Origin of the sequence: Vibrio sp. FF145, from assembly GCF_041439075.1 — a bacterium.
Classification (GTDB): Bacteria; Pseudomonadota; Gammaproteobacteria; order Enterobacterales; family Vibrionaceae; genus Vibrio; species Vibrio tasmaniensis_A.
Map to the genome: position 1 here is coordinate 33,275 of NZ_JBGONH010000009.1, position 17,421 is coordinate 50,695.

Here is a 17,421-nt window from a genome sequence, read left to right on the forward strand (position 1 = left end):
AAAAAGGGTTAGCGTAAAAGCCAACCCTTTAGTTTTGTTCGAAGATCGAATCTACTTATAAATGCACAGCATGTTCAAGTAGCTATCCGTCAAGGTCGAAAGTTCTTCTTGCGTATCTACACGTTTCGCTTGGATGAATAGCGAGTAGCAAATGCCGTGGAATAGATTTGCTAGATGTTTAGGATCGTGATCGTCACAGACTTCGCCGCGTTCAATCGCCTTGCTAAACATGTTTTGTACTAACATCTGGTTAGTGCGGTTAGTGGTTACAAACAGAGGCCACACTTCATCGCGAGTTGATGCACTCCATTCGAACCATACATTTAACCAATTGCTATCTTGAGCCACTAACGTCACCATTTCAGTCGCAATATTATGTAGATTTTCTTTTGCGTGAATATCTAGGTCAATGTTGTCTGAAAGGAAGTTCGAGAATTGACGAACAACGTGGTTAAGTACTTCATCAACCAGATCTTCACGGGTAGGGAAGTAGTTAAATACTGTTGCTACTGACACCTGAGCGATGTCGGCAATATCAGCGTGTCCACCGCGGCCAATGCCACGGCGAGAGAATACTTCAAGTGCGATTTCCATCAATTGAAGTTTTCTTTTTAAGGGTGAAAGCCTAGTTCTAGGTCTCTTCGTTATTGAGTCCATTTTGTTTTTCCTTGCCAACGAATTTTTATATTAATGATTTTATTATTATTTAAGCCAAGATGAGTGTAATGGTGCATATGTGAATGGTCAATCCCTTGTGCTTGTTTTATAGACAGTTACATCAAACTTGATACATAAAGCGTGATCAGTGTTGATGTGAAAGGATGCGAGTATTGGATAACGCACCAATGCACATTTCATTGAGAATCTAACAGTAAATTCGAACCATAAGGTGGTGTGGGTATTTGAGCAGTGCTAGACTTACGCACAAAATTGAGCGACACAACTGACGAAAGTGTCAACATTCGTCGTAATCACCAAATAAAATGAGAGCAGTATGAAGCATACAGTTGAAGTCATGATCTCTGAGCAAGAAGTTCAGGATCGAGTGAACGAACTAGGCAAGCAGATCACGGAGCACTACCAAGGTAGCGAAGATCTAGTTTTAGTTGGCTTATTGCGCGGATCTTTTGTCTTTATGGCGGATCTTGCTCGTGCTATCAATTTAACTCACCAAGTGGATTTCATGACTGCGTCTAGCTACGGCAACGGCATGGAAAGCACACGTGATGTTCGTATTTTGAAAGACCTTGATGATGACATCCAAGGTAAAGATGTTCTACTTGTAGAAGATATTATCGATACTGGTAACACGCTGACTAAAGTAAAAGAAATTCTGAGCCTGCGTGGTCCTAAATCTATCGAAATTTGTACGTTATTAGACAAGCCTTCTCGTCGTGAAGTCATTGTAGACACAAAGTGGATTGGTTTTGAAATCCCAGATGAATTCGTTGTTGGTGTGGGTATCGACTACGCACAAAAATATCGTCACCTACCGTACATCGGTAAAGTTGTACCTCAAGAGTAATAACGACTCTGTTGAACACAAACAAAAAAGGCTCGCAAAACGCGAGCCTTTCTTATATCTATTCTTTCTTATATCTATTGGTTAGACGTTAAGAATTAACCTAGGATTGGAGACGATAGGATTTTATCAAGCGCCGCTAAGTGGCTGTTTTCTAAGGTGTCATTACTTGAGCAACGAACACCAAGATCTTGCAGCTTGCCATTACCAATACCATAAACCACACCGTGGATTTCAATATCTTGTCCACGTTCCCATGCGCTTTGCATGATGGTCGAGTTACCAAGATTGTAGACTTGTTCTGCAACGTTAATTTCGCATAACTTGTCACCCCATTGTTCACGAGGCAGAGATTCAATTTGCTTACGGTACTTAAGATAGTTATCGCGTATGTGGAGTAGCCAGTTGTTGATAAGACCCAGTTTAGGGTTATCAATCGCTGCGTTAACACCGCCACAGCCGTAGTGACCACAAACAATAACGTGTTTCACTTTGAGTACATCGACAGCGTATTGCACTACTGATAAGCAGTTTAGGTCGGTATGAACTACTTGATTAGCGACATTTCGGTGAACAAACAGTTCGCCAGAATACAAACCAGTGAGACGCTCGGCTGGAACGCGGCTATCTGAGCAGCCTATCCATAGAAAACCAGGGCTTTGACCCTCTTCAAGCGTTGTAAAATACTCTGGTCGTTGAGAGCGAATTTCTTCTGACCATTTAGAGTTGTTTTCAAAAAGCTGTTTAATCTCTGGCATTTTGCGTCTTACATCCCTTAATTAAGAACTCTAACTATACACAATGTTACAAATTCAATCTTGTAAAAACTGTGTCAAATAGTACTCATCTGACGTGTACTCGTCGTTAAAATCATTAACTTAGCGTAAAAGGCATAATCCGAATATAAGAGACGAATAGTGTGATTAAATTAACACTTTCTGAACCGTTGATACATTTGTTAAAGTGATAAGGTTTGTCATTTCATCATCAGGAAGGTGTGTTTTGTTTGGAAGTCGTTTTACGGATATCAATCTCAAAGGAGATATGTTTGGCGGTGTAACTACAGCCATCATCTCATTGCCTTTAGCGTTGGCATTTGGTGTCGCTTCTGGTGCGGGCGCGGAAGCTGGCCTTTGGGGCGCCATCATGGTGGGCCTATTTGCGGCATTGTTTGGTGGCTCAAGCAGCTTGATATCAGAGCCTACCGGGCCGATGACAGTGATCATGACGGCAGTAATGACCAGCATGGTGGCCAAGTACCCTGAAACCGGGATGGCAATGACCTTTACCGTGGTAATGATGGCGGGTGCTTTTCAGATATTACTCGGTACATTAAAGCTAGGAAAGTACGTCACTTTGATGCCATATAGCGTGATATCTGGCTTTATGTCCGGTATCGGCGTGATTCTTGTCATTCTGCAACTTTCTCCTTTGCTAGGGCACGCAGCCCCTTCTGGCGGAGTGATGGGCACACTTTCGGCACTTCCTGATACGCTAGCTAATCTGAAAGTCAGCGAGCTGTTTTTAGGGGTATTAACGCTTGGTATCCTTTTCGGTTTTCCAGCTAAATATCGTAAGTATGTGCCCGCTCAATTGGTCGCTTTAGTGGCTGTAACGCTCTTATCCGTTATTATCTTTGATACCGATTCTATTCGCCGTATTGGTGAAATTCCCGCAGGCTTACCTTCTCTTGTTATTCCGACTATCAGCTCTGAGCAATTCACCACAATGGTTATCGATGCTTTGGTGCTAGGTACTCTTGGTTGTATTGATACGCTTTTGACTGCGGTTATCGGAGATTCATTGACTCGTAAAGAGCATGATTCAGACAAAGAACTTCGTGGCCAAGGCATTGCGAATATGATTTCTGGTCTGTTTGGTGCGCTACCCGGTGCGGGCGCAACCATGGGCACCGTGACCAACATTCAGGTAGGGGCTCGTTCTCCGCTTTCTGGTGTTATTCGTGCTTTGGTGCTTGCGCTAGTGGTATTGGTTGCGGGAGGCTTAACAGAACCGATCCCTATGGCGGTGTTGGCTGGTATCGCGATGTATGTCGGTTTCAACATCCTTGATTGGAGTTTTATTCAGCGCGCACACAAGGTGAGTTATGCCGGCATGGGTGTCATGTACGGTGTGATGTTATTAACCGTATTCGTTGATTTAATTATTGCGGTCGGGCTGGGCGTTTTTATCTCAAACATTCTGATCATTGAAAGGCTGAGTCGAGAGCAAGCTAGACAAGTTAAGGCGATCAGTGATGGCGATGATGAAGACGATATCCCATTAACTGACAGTGAACGTCAGTTACTGGATAGTGCCAATGGTAAAGTGCTGTTCTTCTACCTTTCTGGGCCGATGATATTTAGTGTTTCAAAAGCGATTTCACGTCAACACTCGAGTATTTCTGATTATGAAGCGATGATCTTAGATCTAACTGATGTGCCTATGATTGATGTTACCGTTGGTTTAGCGCTAGAAAATGCGATTAAAGATGCCCTAGATGCGCAGTGTGAGGTGTACTTATTGTGTCCTAATGAGAATACTCGTCAGCAATTAGAAAAATTCCATGTGATTGACCTTGTGCCGGAATCCAATACTTATCGATTCAGATATGAAGCCCTGACAGCTGCAACAAGCTATGTTGATAGAGATGAACATCAATTTGACTCGGTTTAATCTTCAGCAATAATTTCACATGAGTCAGTTATAGACGCCAAATATAGTATTGGTGATTAATGCCGTTAAGTTAATAACTTAACGGCATTTTTATGTTTACTGAACACTGAATTGCTCTTTACGTACTTAATATTCTTGTTCGCTTTCGAAAGAAAGCCTCACTCGGTATTTGTATTAATCGTTAATCAACGATAAACTTGTTTGCAAAATGGCCGAGTAAACAAGTTTGAGTTAGTTTTCTGCTAGCTCGTTTTAAGCATTACTCTCTTCCTCAAGCTCGGTCATCAACATCTTATCTATAGCAAATGGCAGTCTATCTCTATGTATGCATTAGAAATTGAGCAACTAAGAAAAACTTATGCAGGGGGCTTTGAGGCTCTTAAGGGCGTGAGTTTACAAGTAGAAAAAGGCGACTTTTACGCACTACTTGGCCCAAATGGTGCGGGTAAATCCACCACCATTGGTGTTATCTCTTCACTGGTTAATAAAACGTCAGGCAAGGTGAAAGTGTTTGGCTACGACATTGATACCGATCTGGAGCTAGCGAAGTTGAACTTAGGTTTAGTCCCGCAAGAGTTTAACTTTAACCCGTTCGAAACGGTTGAGCAGATCGTGCTACAACAAGCAGGTTACTACGGTGTACCGAAAGCTTTTGCTAAAGAACGCGCTAAAAAGTACTTATCTCAACTCGATTTGTGGGAAAAGCGTGGCGAACGTGCGCGTAACTTATCTGGTGGTATGAAGCGTCGTTTGATGATCGCGCGTGCACTGATGCATGAGCCTCATTTGTTAATTCTTGATGAACCAACGGCGGGTGTTGATATTGAATTGCGTCGTTCAATGTGGGAATTCCTCAAGGAGATCAACGAGAAGCAGGGCATCACCATTATTTTAACTACGCACTATCTAGAAGAAGCGGAAATGCTGTGTCGTAACATTGGTATCATCAATCGTGGTGAGTTGATTGAGAACACCACAATGAAGTCGCTTTTGGGTAAGTTGAGTGCCGAGACCTTTATTCTTGATCTTGAAGAGGGTGCGACTGAACCTAAACTTGAAGGTGTGAATAGCCAAGTGATGGTTAATGGCTCGCTAGAAATCGAAATCGACAAGAATCGAGGTTTGAATACCATCTTTGATCAATTGAGTGAGCAGCAGGTAAAAGTTCTCTCTATGCGTAACAAAGCAAACCGCCTAGAAGAGCTATTTGTGAGTATCGTCCGTGAGGGGAATAAATAATATGTACAGCCTATATTGGACCGCTTTCTGCAGCTTGTTGACCAAAGAGATCAATCGCTTCACGCGTATCTGGGTGCAAACTCTGGTGCCGCCAGCGATTACCATGACGCTTTACTTCATCATCTTCGGTAACCTGATTGGTGCGCGTATTGGTGAAATGAATGGCTTTAGCTACATGGAATACATTGTGCCCGGTCTGATCATGATGTCGGTGATCACCAACTCATATTCCAACGTTGCTTCATCGTTCTTTAGTGCCAAATTCCAGAAGAACATTGAAGAGCTGCTTGTAGCACCTGTTCCTAACTACGTGATTATCGCCGGCTTCGTAATGGGCGGCGTGGTGCGTGGCTTGTTAGTGGGCACTATCGTCACCTTTGTATCGCTGTTCTTTGTTGACCTTCAAGTCGACCACTGGGGCGTGATCATTGCGACGGTATTTCTCACGTCGGTTGTGTTTGCTCTGGGTGGCTTGATCAACGCGGTATTCGCACGCACGTTTGATGATATTTCTATTATCCCAACCTTCATTTTAACGCCGCTGACGTATCTCGGTGGTGTGTTCTACTCGATCAGTCTATTGCCTGAATTCTGGCAAGGTGTATCGAAGTTGAACCCTATCGTGTATATGGTAAACGCGTTTAGATATGGTTTTTTGGGTGTGTCTGATGTGGGTATTGTGACGTCGTTTGGCGTACTAGGTGTGTTTATTGTCGTGCTGTATGGCATTGCACATTACTTAGTTACAAAGGGGATCGGCTTACGTAGCTAACTTTTAGTTATCCAAGAGCTATTAGTTATCCAGGATCTATTAGTTATCTAGGAGCTATTAATTATCCTGAATCGCAGGCAAAGAAAAAGGTCGATATTACATCGACCTTTTTTATGTTTTTCATTTGTGCTTTGCGGTAGAACCTGGTTTACGTAAAGAGAAGAAAGCGATTACTCAGCAGTTTCTTCTTTCACTTCTTCTTTCGTTTCCGAGACCAAATCTAAAACTTGGTTGTCGATAAGGCGAGTCTTACCTAGGAAAGCCGACATTAGAATCACTGCTTGAGTCGATTCTGAAGTGATTGCTTGTAACGTTTTCACATCACAAATGAATATTTCATCCGGTTGTAGGTCTGCTGCGCGCAGTTGGTCTGTTGCATCTTCAATGACAGACGCGTAATCATCACGACCACCACGAATAGCACTGCTGATCCAACGCATAGTGCGCGCTAGAACTGGAGCTCGCTGACGTTCATCAATCGTTAGGTTGCTATTGCGAGAGCTCATGGCTAAACCATCCATTTCACGAACAGTCGCTACGCCCACAACTTCAATGTCTAGCGCTAAGTCAGTTGTCATCTGGCGAATCACAGCAAGTTGTTGGAAATCTTTCTCACCGAAGCATGCAAAGTCTGGCTGAACGATATTAAACAGTTTCGTGACAATTGTTGATACACCGCGGAAATGACCTGGGCGAGAGGCACCTTCAAGCATATGAGATATACCAGGGACTTCAACAAACGTCTGTTTGTCCAATCCATCTGGGTACATAACCTCTGGTGTTGGCGTAAAGACTAACTCAACACCTTCGCCTGTTAGTTTGTTTAAATCGGCTTCTAACGTACGAGGGTAGTTATTTAGGTCGTCGGCGCGATCAAACTGCATTGGGTTAACAAAAATGCTTACAACAACAATGTCAGCCAGTTCACGAGCTTTCTTGACCAGAGTTAGGTGACCTTCATGTAGGTTTCCCATTGTTGGGACAAAAGCAACCGTACGTCCATCACGCTTAAACTGTTTAATCTGCTCACGAAGAGCCGCTATTTCAGCAAAAGTTTGCATAGTTACTCCTAAGCGATTGTATGAGCATCATCAGGGAAACGTGCGCTCTCTACTTCTTCTTTGTATAGAGCGACGGCTTTACGCATATCACCTGTTTCAGCTAGGAAATTCTTAGAGAATTTCGGCATGTAGTTCGCAGAAATACCGAACATGTCATGCATAACCAAGATCTGACCATCGGTAACATTACCTGCGCCGATGCCGATAACCGGTACGTCACAAGCTTCTGTAATTCTTTTTGCTAATGAAGCTGGTACACATTCAAGAAGAACGATTTGAGCACCTGCATTTTGTAGTGCTAGCGCATCAGCAACCATTTTATCGGCTTGCTCGTTGTCACGACCTTGAACTTTGTAACCACCAAAAATGTTTACCGATTGAGGCGTTAAGCCTAAGTGTGCACATACTGGTACAGCACGTTCTGTTAGCATCTTCACAGTTTCAATCAACCAGCTTCCGCCTTCGATTTTCACCATATTCGCACCAGCGCGCATTAAGGTTGCTGCGTTCTCACAGGCTTGCTCTGGTGTGGCGTAACTCATGAATGGCATGTCAGCCATAAGAAGACAGTTTGGGCTACCGGCACGCACTGAGCGAGTATGGTAAGCAATATCTTCAACGGTTACTGGTAATGTATCGTTACGACCTTGTAGAACCATGCCAAGTGAGTCACCGACAAGTAGAACTGGCATATCTTGGCTTTCGAATAATTGAGCAAAACTCGCATCATAAGCTGTCGACGTCGCGAATTTACGGCCTTCTTGTTTGCACTTGATTAGGTCGTTAATGGTTACTTTTTTCATTGATTTTCCTTAATGCGCTTGGCTATTGCTGCCAAACATTGAGCCCGTTCTTATCTACTATTTTTAGTAGTTCTGTCAGCTCAGTCCCATCAGGGAGTTGTAAACTTGGTGCGATTTCAGCAAGCGGGTAGAGCACAAACTCTCTTTCTTTCATTCCGTAATGAGGAACGGTTAAGCGCTCTGAATCGATCACCTCATTGCCGTATAACACGATATCGAGATCCAAGGTTCTTGGACCCCAACGCTCGTCTTTACGGACGCGCCCTTGCTCTTGCTCGATCTTTTGAGTGCAATCAAGCAGTTCAATTGGCGTTAATTCTGTTTTAATTGCTACTACCGCGTTGATGTAGTCGGGTTGGTTTTGCGGCCCCATTGGAGTGCTACTATATAGCTGTGAGGTCGCAACAAACGTTGTTCGCGGAAGATTCTTTAGCGTTTCGATAGCCAAGTTTGCTTGGCTAACAGGGTCGGCAAGATTACTGCCGACCGCAATGTAAGCCGTTATCATTCTGATTGCTTACTCTTTTTGTTCCTGTAAGTCTTACGGCGGCGATGACCCGACTTTGATGGTGCTGCTACGTCATTAGCCATCGCTTGACGCATATTGCGTCCTGCTGTCTGATAACGCTCCCACCATTTTGCTAGTTCTTTGGTTTCGCCACCTTCAATTTCGCCACGCATTTCTAGGAAATCGTAGCCAGCACGGAACTTATTGAGTTCCATCAGGCGAACGGCACGTTTACCGTTGCGGCGAGGCAGTCGTAGTTGCAGTTGCCAAACTTCGCGAATGGTTGCGGTATGGCGACGAGGAATCGCAATTGATTTTACTTGTCGATCAAGAATGATGTTACTTGCTTCCATGATCGCATCGTAGTGCGCCATACCCTGTTCAGCGACAAGCTTGTCTGCCAACTTGTTCATTGGGTACCAAAGCATTGCAGCAAACATAAACGCGGGGTTTACTCGCTTGCCATCTTCGATGCGAAGGTCAGTCGAGTCGAGTACCAAATCAAGCATCTGCTCGGTATGTGAGTCGTAGCCTTCTGTGAAGTGTTCCGCTACTGAAGGGAACATCTGCTGGAACAGGTTGTACTCACGCATCAAGTGGTAGGTTTCTAAACCGTGACCTGATTGCAGTAATTTTAGAGACTCTTCGTAAAGGCGCGCTGCTGGGATATCTTTTAGAAGGTGTGCTAACTCTTCAATTGGGTCGGCTGTATCTTCCTCAATATCAAAATCCAGTTTAGCGGCGAAGCGCATTGCACGTAGCATGCGTACTGGGTCTTCGCGGTAACGCGTTTCTGGATCGCCAATCAGGCGGATCAGCTTATCTTCTAAATCTTCTACACCACCCGCGTAATCGTGGATGCTATAGTCTGCAATGTTGTAGTACATCGCATTGATTGTGAAGTCACGACGTTCTGCATCTTCATCAACATTGCCGTACACGTTATCGCGTAGCAACATACCTTCTTCAGATTGCGCAGAAACGTTTTTCGATGGCTCTTGGTGGTGGCCACGGAAAGTTGCTACTTCAATGATGTCACGACCAAACATGATATGTGCCAAGCGAAAACGTCGACCGATAAGGCGACAGTTTCTGAATAGGTGCTTGATTTGCTCTGGCGTTGCGTTGGTCGCGATATCAAAATCTTTTGGCTGAGAGCCCAATAAGATGTCGCGTACACCACCACCGACTAGAAATGCGTCAAAACCCGCACCATTCAGGCGATATAACACTTTAAGTGCATTGTCGCTGATCTGCTTGCGTGAAATATTGTGCTCTTGACGAGTATAAATATTCAGAGCTAATTCGTGGAATCCGCGTTGTTCGCTTGGGGTATTGTCGTTTGTATTCATTAGTTTATAACAAAGTAGGTATCGCCAGCTTTGTTTTTCTCTTAGTCCAAAGTGGTAGTGCAGAGTTTAATTGCGGCTAATAATAGCTTAGCGCGAGCCATTTGAGAACATCGTCTGCTTAGTCACAGGTATTTGTTACGGTATTTTTATGTATCGTTATTGCGATTTGCCGTTAGTTTCGGACTCATTGCAGTGCTCTTTTTGTAAACTATCAGGTAACTGATTGACGTTCCATTGCTGGCAGCCCCACAATAAAACTTCATCCATTGACGCCTCGCAAAGAGCATTCGGGATATCAAAACCTAAGAATCGCATCGCATTGATTAACGTCGGTTTTGGGTTGTCGAGATCTATCGCGGTGGCATGATTTTGTTTTGACAGTTTATTCCCCAAGCCATCGGTTGCCAATGGTAAGTGCAAGTAGCTCACGTTTTTTTGCTTGAGCGTCTTATACAAACTGATTTGTCGACCTGTTGGTTCTATCAGATCTGCACCTCTAACGACTTCTGTTACCCCTTGTTCGATGTCATCAAGGACAACTGCCAAGTTATAGGCAAACAACCCATCTCTGCGTTTGATAATAAAATCTTCTTCAGCCAATGCTTTGGGAATTTGAATCGTGCCGTGACGAACATCGTCAAAGGACTCGATGGGAAAGTCCATACACAAGCGCACCGCCTGTTCGCCTGAATCAACCAAACCTTTGTCTCGGCAGTGGCCACTATAAAACCCACCCAAGGACTTTATCTGCTTACGGGTACATTGACAGTAGTAGGCCTGATTGTCAGTGACCCATTGATCAATTTGAGCTTGATATAGGTCATGACGCTGGCTTTGATAAACGACTTCACCGTCCCAATACAGGTGGTAAGCCTCAAGCGTCTTAAGAATGAGGTCTGCAGCGCCAGCCATTTCTCTTGGTGGATCGAGGTCTTCCATACGAACTAACCATTGTCCTTGGTTAGATTTCGCTTGAAAGTAGCTACCAAGAGCAGCAACCAGTGAGCCAAAATGAAGAGGACCTGACGGTGATGGTGCAAAGCGTCCGATATAATTCATAAGTGAAAACCTAATCTTGATGGTACCGCAGTAGCCGATTCTTAAGACGTTTGGCGATTAGTTTATCGCTATCAACAACGATATAAACCGCTTTTTAGAACAAACAAAAAAGGGAGCCAAAGCTCCCTTTCTTTACATCCGCAAGAATTAACCTTGCATCTGTTTCTCTTTGATCTCTGCAAGTGTTTTACAGTCAATACAAAGGTCAGCAGTTGGACGAGCTTCAAGACGACGAATACCAATCTCGACACCGCAAGAGTCGCAGAAGCCGAAATCGTCTTCTTCGATCTTATCTAGTGTCTTCTCAATTTTCTTGATAAGACGGCGCTCACGGTCACGGTTACGTAACTCTAGGCTGAATTCTTCTTCTTGAGAAGCTCGGTCAACAGGATCTGGAAAATTCGCTGCTTCGTCCTGCATGTGGTGCACAGTACGATCAACTTCTTCCCTGAGCTGGTTGCGCCAAGCTGATAAAATTTTTGTAAAATGTTCCGTTTGCTCAGGTGACATGTACTCTTCACCTGTCTTTGCTTGGTACGGTTCAACACCTGCGATGGCTAGGATGCCTAGCGCTTTTTTCTTAGATTCTGGCATACAGCATCTCCTATTTACACCTAGTCAACTGCAAAGCAGCTAATTTTAAGGCGGGTATCTATAGCAGAAAGAACGAATGGTGGCAAATACTCTTGTTAAAACTTGCAATCAATGTGAATAGTTCAGCATTTTTGCTTAGCTATTGATAAATTCAACGGCTTGTTTTAGTTGTATTTGAGTACTGCTGAGCTCTGCTTTATAGCAAAGCACTTCAACTCCAGCGTCTTGTGCTTGTTTTAGTAATAACGAATATTTGGCGTCTATATGGTGTGCCGCAGACACTTTTTCAATGCCTGAATGTAAAACAGTGAATAAAAGTACGGCTCTACTTCCAGATTCGACCATTTCTGTGAGTTCTCGCAGATGTTTTTGGCCTCTAGTTGTCACTGCATCAGGGAAAAAACCTTGCCCTTCGGTCGACACTTGTTGTTTAGTTGATATTTGTTGCTTAGTTGACACTTCTTCGTCGAGCAAAGTGACGCTTTTTACTTCGATATAGCAAGGCGGCTTTTCGTTATCTTCAAGCAGAATATCAATGCGACTATTCTCACTGCCATATTTCACTTCGGTTCGTAACGCGTTATAACCTAAGAGTTCAACTATAGTCCCATTTTCAATTGCTTCCACCGCTAGCTGGTTTGCCCGCGCAGTATTTACACAAATACGGTGACCTTTGTCTGTTTCTGAGATCTCCCAGCTGTTTGGGTACTTTCTTTTTGCATTGTCTGACGTTGAGTACCACACCGTATTGCCAGGAGCCGCACATCCTGTCATCGCTCCGGTGTTAGCGCAGTGGATCGTACGCTCGCTGCCGTCTGGAAGTTGGATGTCAGTGAGAAAGCGTTTATAGCGTTTAATAAGAGTCGCTGGCTCTAATGGAGGATTGAAGTGCATATTACTTATTTAGAGAGGTAGGTTTTTATGTACAATGTTGCCAACATTACACCACAAGGTTCACCCATTGCCACAACTGCCCATAGAAGCTGTGATGCCAGATCTGCTCGCTGGCGTACAAACACACACTCAACTTATTCTAAAGGCCGCTCCCGGTGCCGGTAAGTCAACATTCTTCCCTTTACAGTTGGTTAAGACTAATGCCGTTCAAGGCAAAATCATTATGCTTGAACCAAGGCGTTTGGCTGCAAGGAATATTGCTACTTACTTAGCGAGACAACTAGGAGAGAAAGTGGGAGAGAGCATAGGTTTTAGGGTTCGTGGTGAATCTAAAACCAGTAGTGCGACTCGCTTGGAAATCGTGACTGAAGGGATCATGACGAGAATGATCCAAACCGACCCTGAATTGACAGGGGTTGATATGGTGATCTTTGATGAATTTCATGAACGCAGCATTCACGCAGATACTGCATTGGCGTTTAGCTTGGAGATCCAAGATGCGCTGCGTGACGATCTAAAAGTGGTGGTGATGTCGGCAACCTTAGATCAACACGCTCTGCAATCTTTGTTACCTGATGCCAAGTATGTTGAATCGCAAGGCCGAACTTTCCCTGTCGACTTCCGCTATCAGCCATTAGGCTCGAATGAATATTTAGCACCTAAGATGGCCAACGTGATTCGTTCTCTGATGGAGAAAGAATCGGGTTCACTTTTGGCTTTCTTACCGGGTGTCTCGGCGATAAAACAAGTGGAATCACAACTTGGGCAACTTGTCTGTGATATTGACGTGTGTCCGTTGTATGGCCAATTGAGTTTTGAACAGCAGCAGAGAGCGATCGCGCCATCGGTGAAAGGGCGTCGAAAAGTGGTATTAGCCACTAACATTGCGGAAACTTCTTTGACGATTGAGGGGATTCGTTTAGTGGTTGATTCGGGATTGGAGCGAGTAGCAAAGTTCGATTTGAAAACTGGAATCACCAAACTTGAGCAAGTAAAAATATCACAATCCTCAGCAGAACAAAGAGCGGGTCGTGCTGGGCGAATCGAAGAAGGCTTATGTGTTCGCTTGTACAGTGAAACACAGTTGATGCAACAACCATCCGTTCCTGATCCTGAAATACTTCATTCTGATCTCTCTTCGCTGGTGGCTGAATTGACGCAATGGGGAGCAAGTAGTGCCGATGAGCTTCATTGGTTAGATGTTCCGCCACAGGCATCGATTGAGCAAGCGACAGAACTGTTACAAGAGCTTGATTTATTAGATAGTAATGGGCAATTTACTCCAGTCGGAAAGCAAGCCCAGCGCTTAGGTATTGAGCCACGGAACGCCAGTATGCTGATCAAAGCGCAACAAAACAGCCAAGCCTTGTTGAATGTCGCAATTGTCGCCGCCGCTTTACTCGAAGAACCTGAACGTAACGTGACGGATATTCAACACTCGCTACATCGACTTAAGCAAAGAAAGCACTCGAAAAACAGTGGTGTGATGCAGCGAGCGAAAAGTCTCGCCAGCAAACTCAATCATCACCTGGATTTGTCACAACTCGATGAATCATTGCTACCATTAGTGCTTTGCTTGGCCTTTCCAGACCGAATTGCCCAATCGAGAAGTGCGACTGGCTGTGCATTTCGTCTTGCCAATGGCCATGGAGCCGAGGTTCGTGATGATGATCCATTGGCGAATAATGACTATATCGTCGTGATTGATTTGATGCGCAGCACAGGGCGAGCCAGTCAAGTTTTCTTAGCTACCGCGGTTGATATTGCGCAGCTAGAAGTTGAATTTCCAAAACTGTTTTTGTGTTCCGATTACGCCGATTGGGATGAGAAACGTGGTCGCTTAGTGGCAGAGCAGCGAGTGTCTTTGGGGAAGTTGATTATCAGCACCAAAGCTTTACCAGAACCCGATGCGAATCAGGCGAGCCAAGCGCTACTGAATTATATCGCTCGCTGCGGACTGGAGCGTTTACATTGGACGTCTTCAGCTAAACAGCTCGTTGAGCGTGTACGCTGCGCACAGCTTTGGATGCCAGAGCATGATTGGCCAGCGATGGATGACGCGAGTTTGATTGAGCATCTTGATGAGTGGCTATCACCCTATCTGAATGGTATTAAGTCAGCCAAAGGGCTGTCGAATGTATCGATTGAACAAGCACTGTCGGCTTATCTTGGCTGGCCTCTGAATAAAGAAATAGATCAATGGCTACCGACTAATTACCTGATGCCAACGGGCAGTAAGAAGTCGATTCGATACCAATATCAATCTGAGCCAATGATCTCTGTTCGAATGCAGGAAGTCTTTGGTGAGCAAGATTCACCCTTGATTGCCCAAGGGCGTAAAAAGGTGGTGCTTGAGTTGCTTTCTCCTGCGCAACGACCACTGCAAATTACTCAGGATTTAGCCGGCTTTTGGGCTGGCGCGTACAAAGAAGTACAAAAAGAGATGAAAGGCCGTTACCCAAAACATCCTTGGCCGGATGACCCTGCTAATCATGTAGCAACCACTAAAACTAAACGACAGTTGAACCGATGATGACCAAAATGTTAACGCCAAAAAAGGCACCACCTAAAAAAGCGCCAGCAAAGAAGTCACCAGCGACGAAAGGTAAGCCTAGAAAGCCAAGAGCAGCAGCGAAAAAGACTAAACCTAAGGCTAAGCCGTCTGGTAAGAGAGGTTGGTTGAAGATTCTGTGGGGCATTTCTTGGAAAGCTGGCTTAGCACTTGCCGCATTGCTGTTGTTCGTCGGTATTTATCTGGATTCAGTGGTTAAGCAGCGTTTTGAAGGTCAGCTTTTTGATCTGCCAACCGTTGTTTATGCTCGTGTGTTGGATCTGTCTCCGGGGACTGCGGTGAGTTTGGTACAGGTTAAGAATGAACTGGATGTACTTAATTACCGTAAAGTGAACTCTCCTCGTCACCCAGGTGAGTACTCTTCTTCTTCAACCAAGATTGAAATGATTCGTCGTCCGTTTGAGTTTGTCGATGGACCGGAAGCGGATCGTCATGTAATGCTGCATTTCAACGGTAACGAGTTAACTCGTATACAGTCGCTAGAGAAGAAAGGCGACATGGGCTATCTACGTGTTGAGCCGAAAATGTTGGGTATGCTTGAAAAAAGTAACGATGAGCAACGCCTGTTCTTAAAACGTAATCAGTTCCCAGAAGTGATGGTTGATGCCTTATTAGCAACTGAAGACCGAAGCTTCTATCAACACGATGGGGTATCGCCATTAGCAATCGCTCGTGCAATGGTCGTTAACGTCAAAGCTGGGCGAACGGTACAGGGCGGTAGCACGCTGACACAACAGTTGGCAAAAAACCTATTCCTGTCCAGTGAGCGTACATTGTGGCGTAAGGTTCGTGAAGCCTACATTGCGCTTATCTTGGACCATCGTTACAGCAAAGACCGTATTCTAGAGGCTTACTTAAACGAGGTTTACCTTGGGCAAAATGGTGGGCAAGCGATTCATGGCTTCGGTTTAGCGTCTCGTTTGTATTTCGGTCAACCTATTCAAGAGCTCCGCATCGATCAACTAGCATTGCTGGTGGGTATGGTGAAAGGACCGTCGTATTACAATCCGGTTCGTTACCCTGAGCGTGCTAAGACTCGACGCGATCTGGTTCTTCGCTTATTGATGCAGCAAGACATATTAACTCCGCGACAATACGAAGAAGCGGCGAGTCGTGATTTGGATATTCAAGACAATCCACGTATTGCTAGTCGTCAGCCAGCTTACTTCCAGCAAGTAAACATTGAGCTTAAGAAGTATGTAGGCGATCGATTTGAAGCGAAAAAAGGGATTCGAGTCTTTACCTCTCTGGATCCCGTTTCCCAAGACAAGTTAGAAAAGTCGATTGCTCGTAAAGTGCCTGATTTATCGAAAACGGCAGGTAACAAACTGGAAGCCGCAGCGATTGCCGTGGATCGCAATACTGGTGAAATCCGAGCGATGGTTGGTGGTAAACGTACCGGTTACGATGGTTTTAACCGTGCTTTGAATGCGAGTCGCCCTATTGGTTCTTTGGTTAAGCCTGCCATCTACTTAACCGCATTGGAACAACCTCAGAAGTATACGTTGGCGACAACATTGAAGGACACCCCACTGAGCTTGAAAGGCAGTAAGGGCAGCGTATGGAGCCCAAGAAACTTCGATCGTAAGTTCCGTGGCGATGTACCCTTGTATGTTGCGCTTTCTAAGTCTTACAACGTACCTACCGTTCGTTTAGGGATGCAGTTAGGCATTGATAGCGTCTCGGATACCATTGGAAAGCTGGGTGTCGATAAAAATGAGATTCGCCCAGTACCGTCGATGTTTTTGGGTTCGTTCTCACTGACTCCGTTCCAAGTTGCTCAGATGTACCAAACCATTACCAACTCTGGTCGCATTGCGCCTTTGTCTGCACTTCGTTCTGTTGTTGATAATGATGGCGAAGTTCTGTATCAATCGATTCCTCGTGTATCGCAAAGCGTTGACCAGCAGGCAGCTTGGTTAACAACCTATGCGATGAAGCGGGGTGTATCGGAAGGTACAGGTCGTTTCTTACAAGGTCAGTTTGCATGGGCTGGGTTAGCTGGTAAAACGGGCACAAGTAATGACAGTCGAGACAGTTGGTTTGTTGGTGTTGATGGTCGTGAAGTCACGACGATTTGGTTAGGCCGAGATGATAATAAACCGACTAAGCTAACCGGTTCTAGCGGTGCGTTGCGTGTCTATGCCGATTATCTGAAGCAAAGAACGCCTGAACAACTATTACTGCCTTGGCCAACAGGAATTGCGACCGCTAGCTTTACTCGAACTTCTGAAGGGGCGTTAGAGTTTGACTGTGGTGGTACAGTCAAATTGCCGGTCTGGGATGAAAGTGGCAGCATTAAAAAGGGCTGTGAAAGTCAACCAAAACAGTGGCTAAAGAAGCTTTTTCAGTGGTAAAGTCATAACAGA

At 44.8% G+C, this 17,421-nt stretch carries 15 protein-coding genes; 6 read left to right on the forward strand and 9 right to left on the reverse strand.

Annotated features, from left to right (window positions below; translation table 11 throughout):
- Nucleotides 1-51 precede the first annotated feature (51 nt).
- Nucleotides 52-657 (reverse strand): LuxR/HapR/OpaR family quorum-sensing transcriptional regulator, encoded by a 606-nt coding sequence (locus ACED42_RS05360; RefSeq protein ID WP_012604737.1) that lies wholly within the window; start codon nucleotides 655-657, stop codon nucleotides 52-54.
- Between the two features lie 337 nt (nucleotides 658-994).
- Here ACED42_RS05360 and hpt point away from each other — a divergent pair, with 337 nt between their 5' ends.
- On the forward strand, nucleotides 995-1,525 hold the full coding sequence (gene hpt / locus ACED42_RS05365) for a hypoxanthine phosphoribosyltransferase (protein ID WP_135382731.1): 531 nt from the start codon (nucleotides 995-997) through the stop codon (nucleotides 1,523-1,525).
- Nucleotides 1,526-1,620: 95 nt separating this feature from the next.
- Here hpt and can read toward each other — a convergent pair whose 3' ends face one another.
- Entirely contained in the window at nucleotides 1,621-2,280 is a 660-nt protein-coding gene (gene can / locus ACED42_RS05370) for a carbonate dehydratase (RefSeq protein WP_009847590.1), read from the reverse strand.
- 286 nt (nucleotides 2,281-2,566) lie between these two features.
- Between can and ACED42_RS05375 the strand changes: the two genes are divergently transcribed.
- From ACED42_RS05375 to ACED42_RS05385, 3 genes are all read left to right on the forward strand, one after another.
- Nucleotides 2,567-4,198, forward strand: coding sequence for a SulP family inorganic anion transporter (locus ACED42_RS05375; RefSeq protein ID WP_029223085.1), 1,632 nt, complete (start codon nucleotides 2,567-2,569; stop codon nucleotides 4,196-4,198).
- A 321-nt stretch (nucleotides 4,199-4,519) separates the two neighbouring features.
- Complete coding sequence (locus ACED42_RS05380; protein WP_371701740.1) at nucleotides 4,520-5,437, forward strand: ABC transporter ATP-binding protein; 918 nt, start codon at nucleotides 4,520-4,522, stop codon at nucleotides 5,435-5,437.
- Between the two features lies 1 nt (nucleotide 5,438).
- Nucleotides 5,439-6,209, forward strand: coding sequence for an ABC transporter permease (locus ACED42_RS05385; protein WP_009847587.1), 771 nt, complete (start codon nucleotides 5,439-5,441; stop codon nucleotides 6,207-6,209).
- A 170-nt stretch (nucleotides 6,210-6,379) separates the two neighbouring features.
- On the opposite strand, the gene panC is transcribed toward ACED42_RS05385, so the two are convergent.
- The 7 genes from panC to sfsA all read right to left on the reverse strand — a co-directional run bounded on the left by panC (nucleotide 6,380) and on the right by sfsA (nucleotide 12,480).
- Nucleotides 6,380-7,270 carry a pantoate--beta-alanine ligase gene (panC, locus tag ACED42_RS05390; protein ID WP_012604734.1) on the reverse strand — a complete coding sequence of 297 codons (891 nt, stop codon included), beginning with the start codon at nucleotides 7,268-7,270 and terminating at the stop codon, nucleotides 6,380-6,382.
- 8 nt (nucleotides 7,271-7,278) lie between these two features.
- The gene (gene panB / locus ACED42_RS05395; protein ID WP_009847585.1) at nucleotides 7,279-8,073 is read right to left on the reverse strand and encodes a 3-methyl-2-oxobutanoate hydroxymethyltransferase; all 795 of its coding nucleotides are present in this window, start codon (nucleotides 8,071-8,073) and stop codon (nucleotides 7,279-7,281) included.
- A 22-nt stretch (nucleotides 8,074-8,095) separates the two neighbouring features.
- Nucleotides 8,096-8,581 (reverse strand): 2-amino-4-hydroxy-6-hydroxymethyldihydropteridine diphosphokinase, encoded by a 486-nt coding sequence (gene folK / locus ACED42_RS05400; RefSeq protein ID WP_009847584.1) that lies wholly within the window; start codon nucleotides 8,579-8,581, stop codon nucleotides 8,096-8,098.
- On the reverse strand, nucleotides 8,578-9,933 hold the full coding sequence (pcnB, locus tag ACED42_RS05405) for a polynucleotide adenylyltransferase PcnB (protein ID WP_009847583.1): 1,356 nt from the start codon (nucleotides 9,931-9,933) through the stop codon (nucleotides 8,578-8,580). Before pcnB ends, folK begins: the two co-directional genes overlap by 4 nt.
- A 156-nt stretch (nucleotides 9,934-10,089) precedes the next feature.
- Nucleotides 10,090-10,992 (reverse strand): tRNA glutamyl-Q(34) synthetase GluQRS, encoded by a 903-nt coding sequence (gene gluQRS / locus ACED42_RS05410; protein WP_371701742.1) that lies wholly within the window; start codon nucleotides 10,990-10,992, stop codon nucleotides 10,090-10,092.
- A gap of 147 nt (nucleotides 10,993-11,139) precedes the next feature.
- Complete coding sequence (dksA, locus tag ACED42_RS05415) at nucleotides 11,140-11,586, reverse strand: RNA polymerase-binding protein DksA (protein ID WP_009847581.1); 447 nt, start codon at nucleotides 11,584-11,586, stop codon at nucleotides 11,140-11,142.
- 135 nt (nucleotides 11,587-11,721) lie between these two features.
- Nucleotides 11,722-12,480, reverse strand: a complete 759-nt coding sequence (gene sfsA, locus ACED42_RS05420; protein WP_371701744.1) for a DNA/RNA nuclease SfsA — start codon at nucleotides 12,478-12,480, stop codon at nucleotides 11,722-11,724.
- Between the two features lie 94 nt (nucleotides 12,481-12,574).
- On the opposite strand from sfsA, the gene hrpB reads away from it, so the two are divergent.
- Nucleotides 12,575-15,013 carry an ATP-dependent helicase HrpB gene (hrpB, locus tag ACED42_RS05425; protein ID WP_371701767.1) on the forward strand — a complete coding sequence of 813 codons (2,439 nt, stop codon included), beginning with the start codon at nucleotides 12,575-12,577 and terminating at the stop codon, nucleotides 15,011-15,013.
- Complete coding sequence (gene mrcB / locus ACED42_RS05430; RefSeq protein ID WP_017103851.1) at nucleotides 15,010-17,409, forward strand: penicillin-binding protein 1B; 2,400 nt, start codon at nucleotides 15,010-15,012, stop codon at nucleotides 17,407-17,409. The genes hrpB and mrcB overlap by 4 nt, the downstream gene beginning before the upstream one ends.
- The last annotated feature ends 12 nt before the right edge of the window (nucleotides 17,410-17,421 follow it).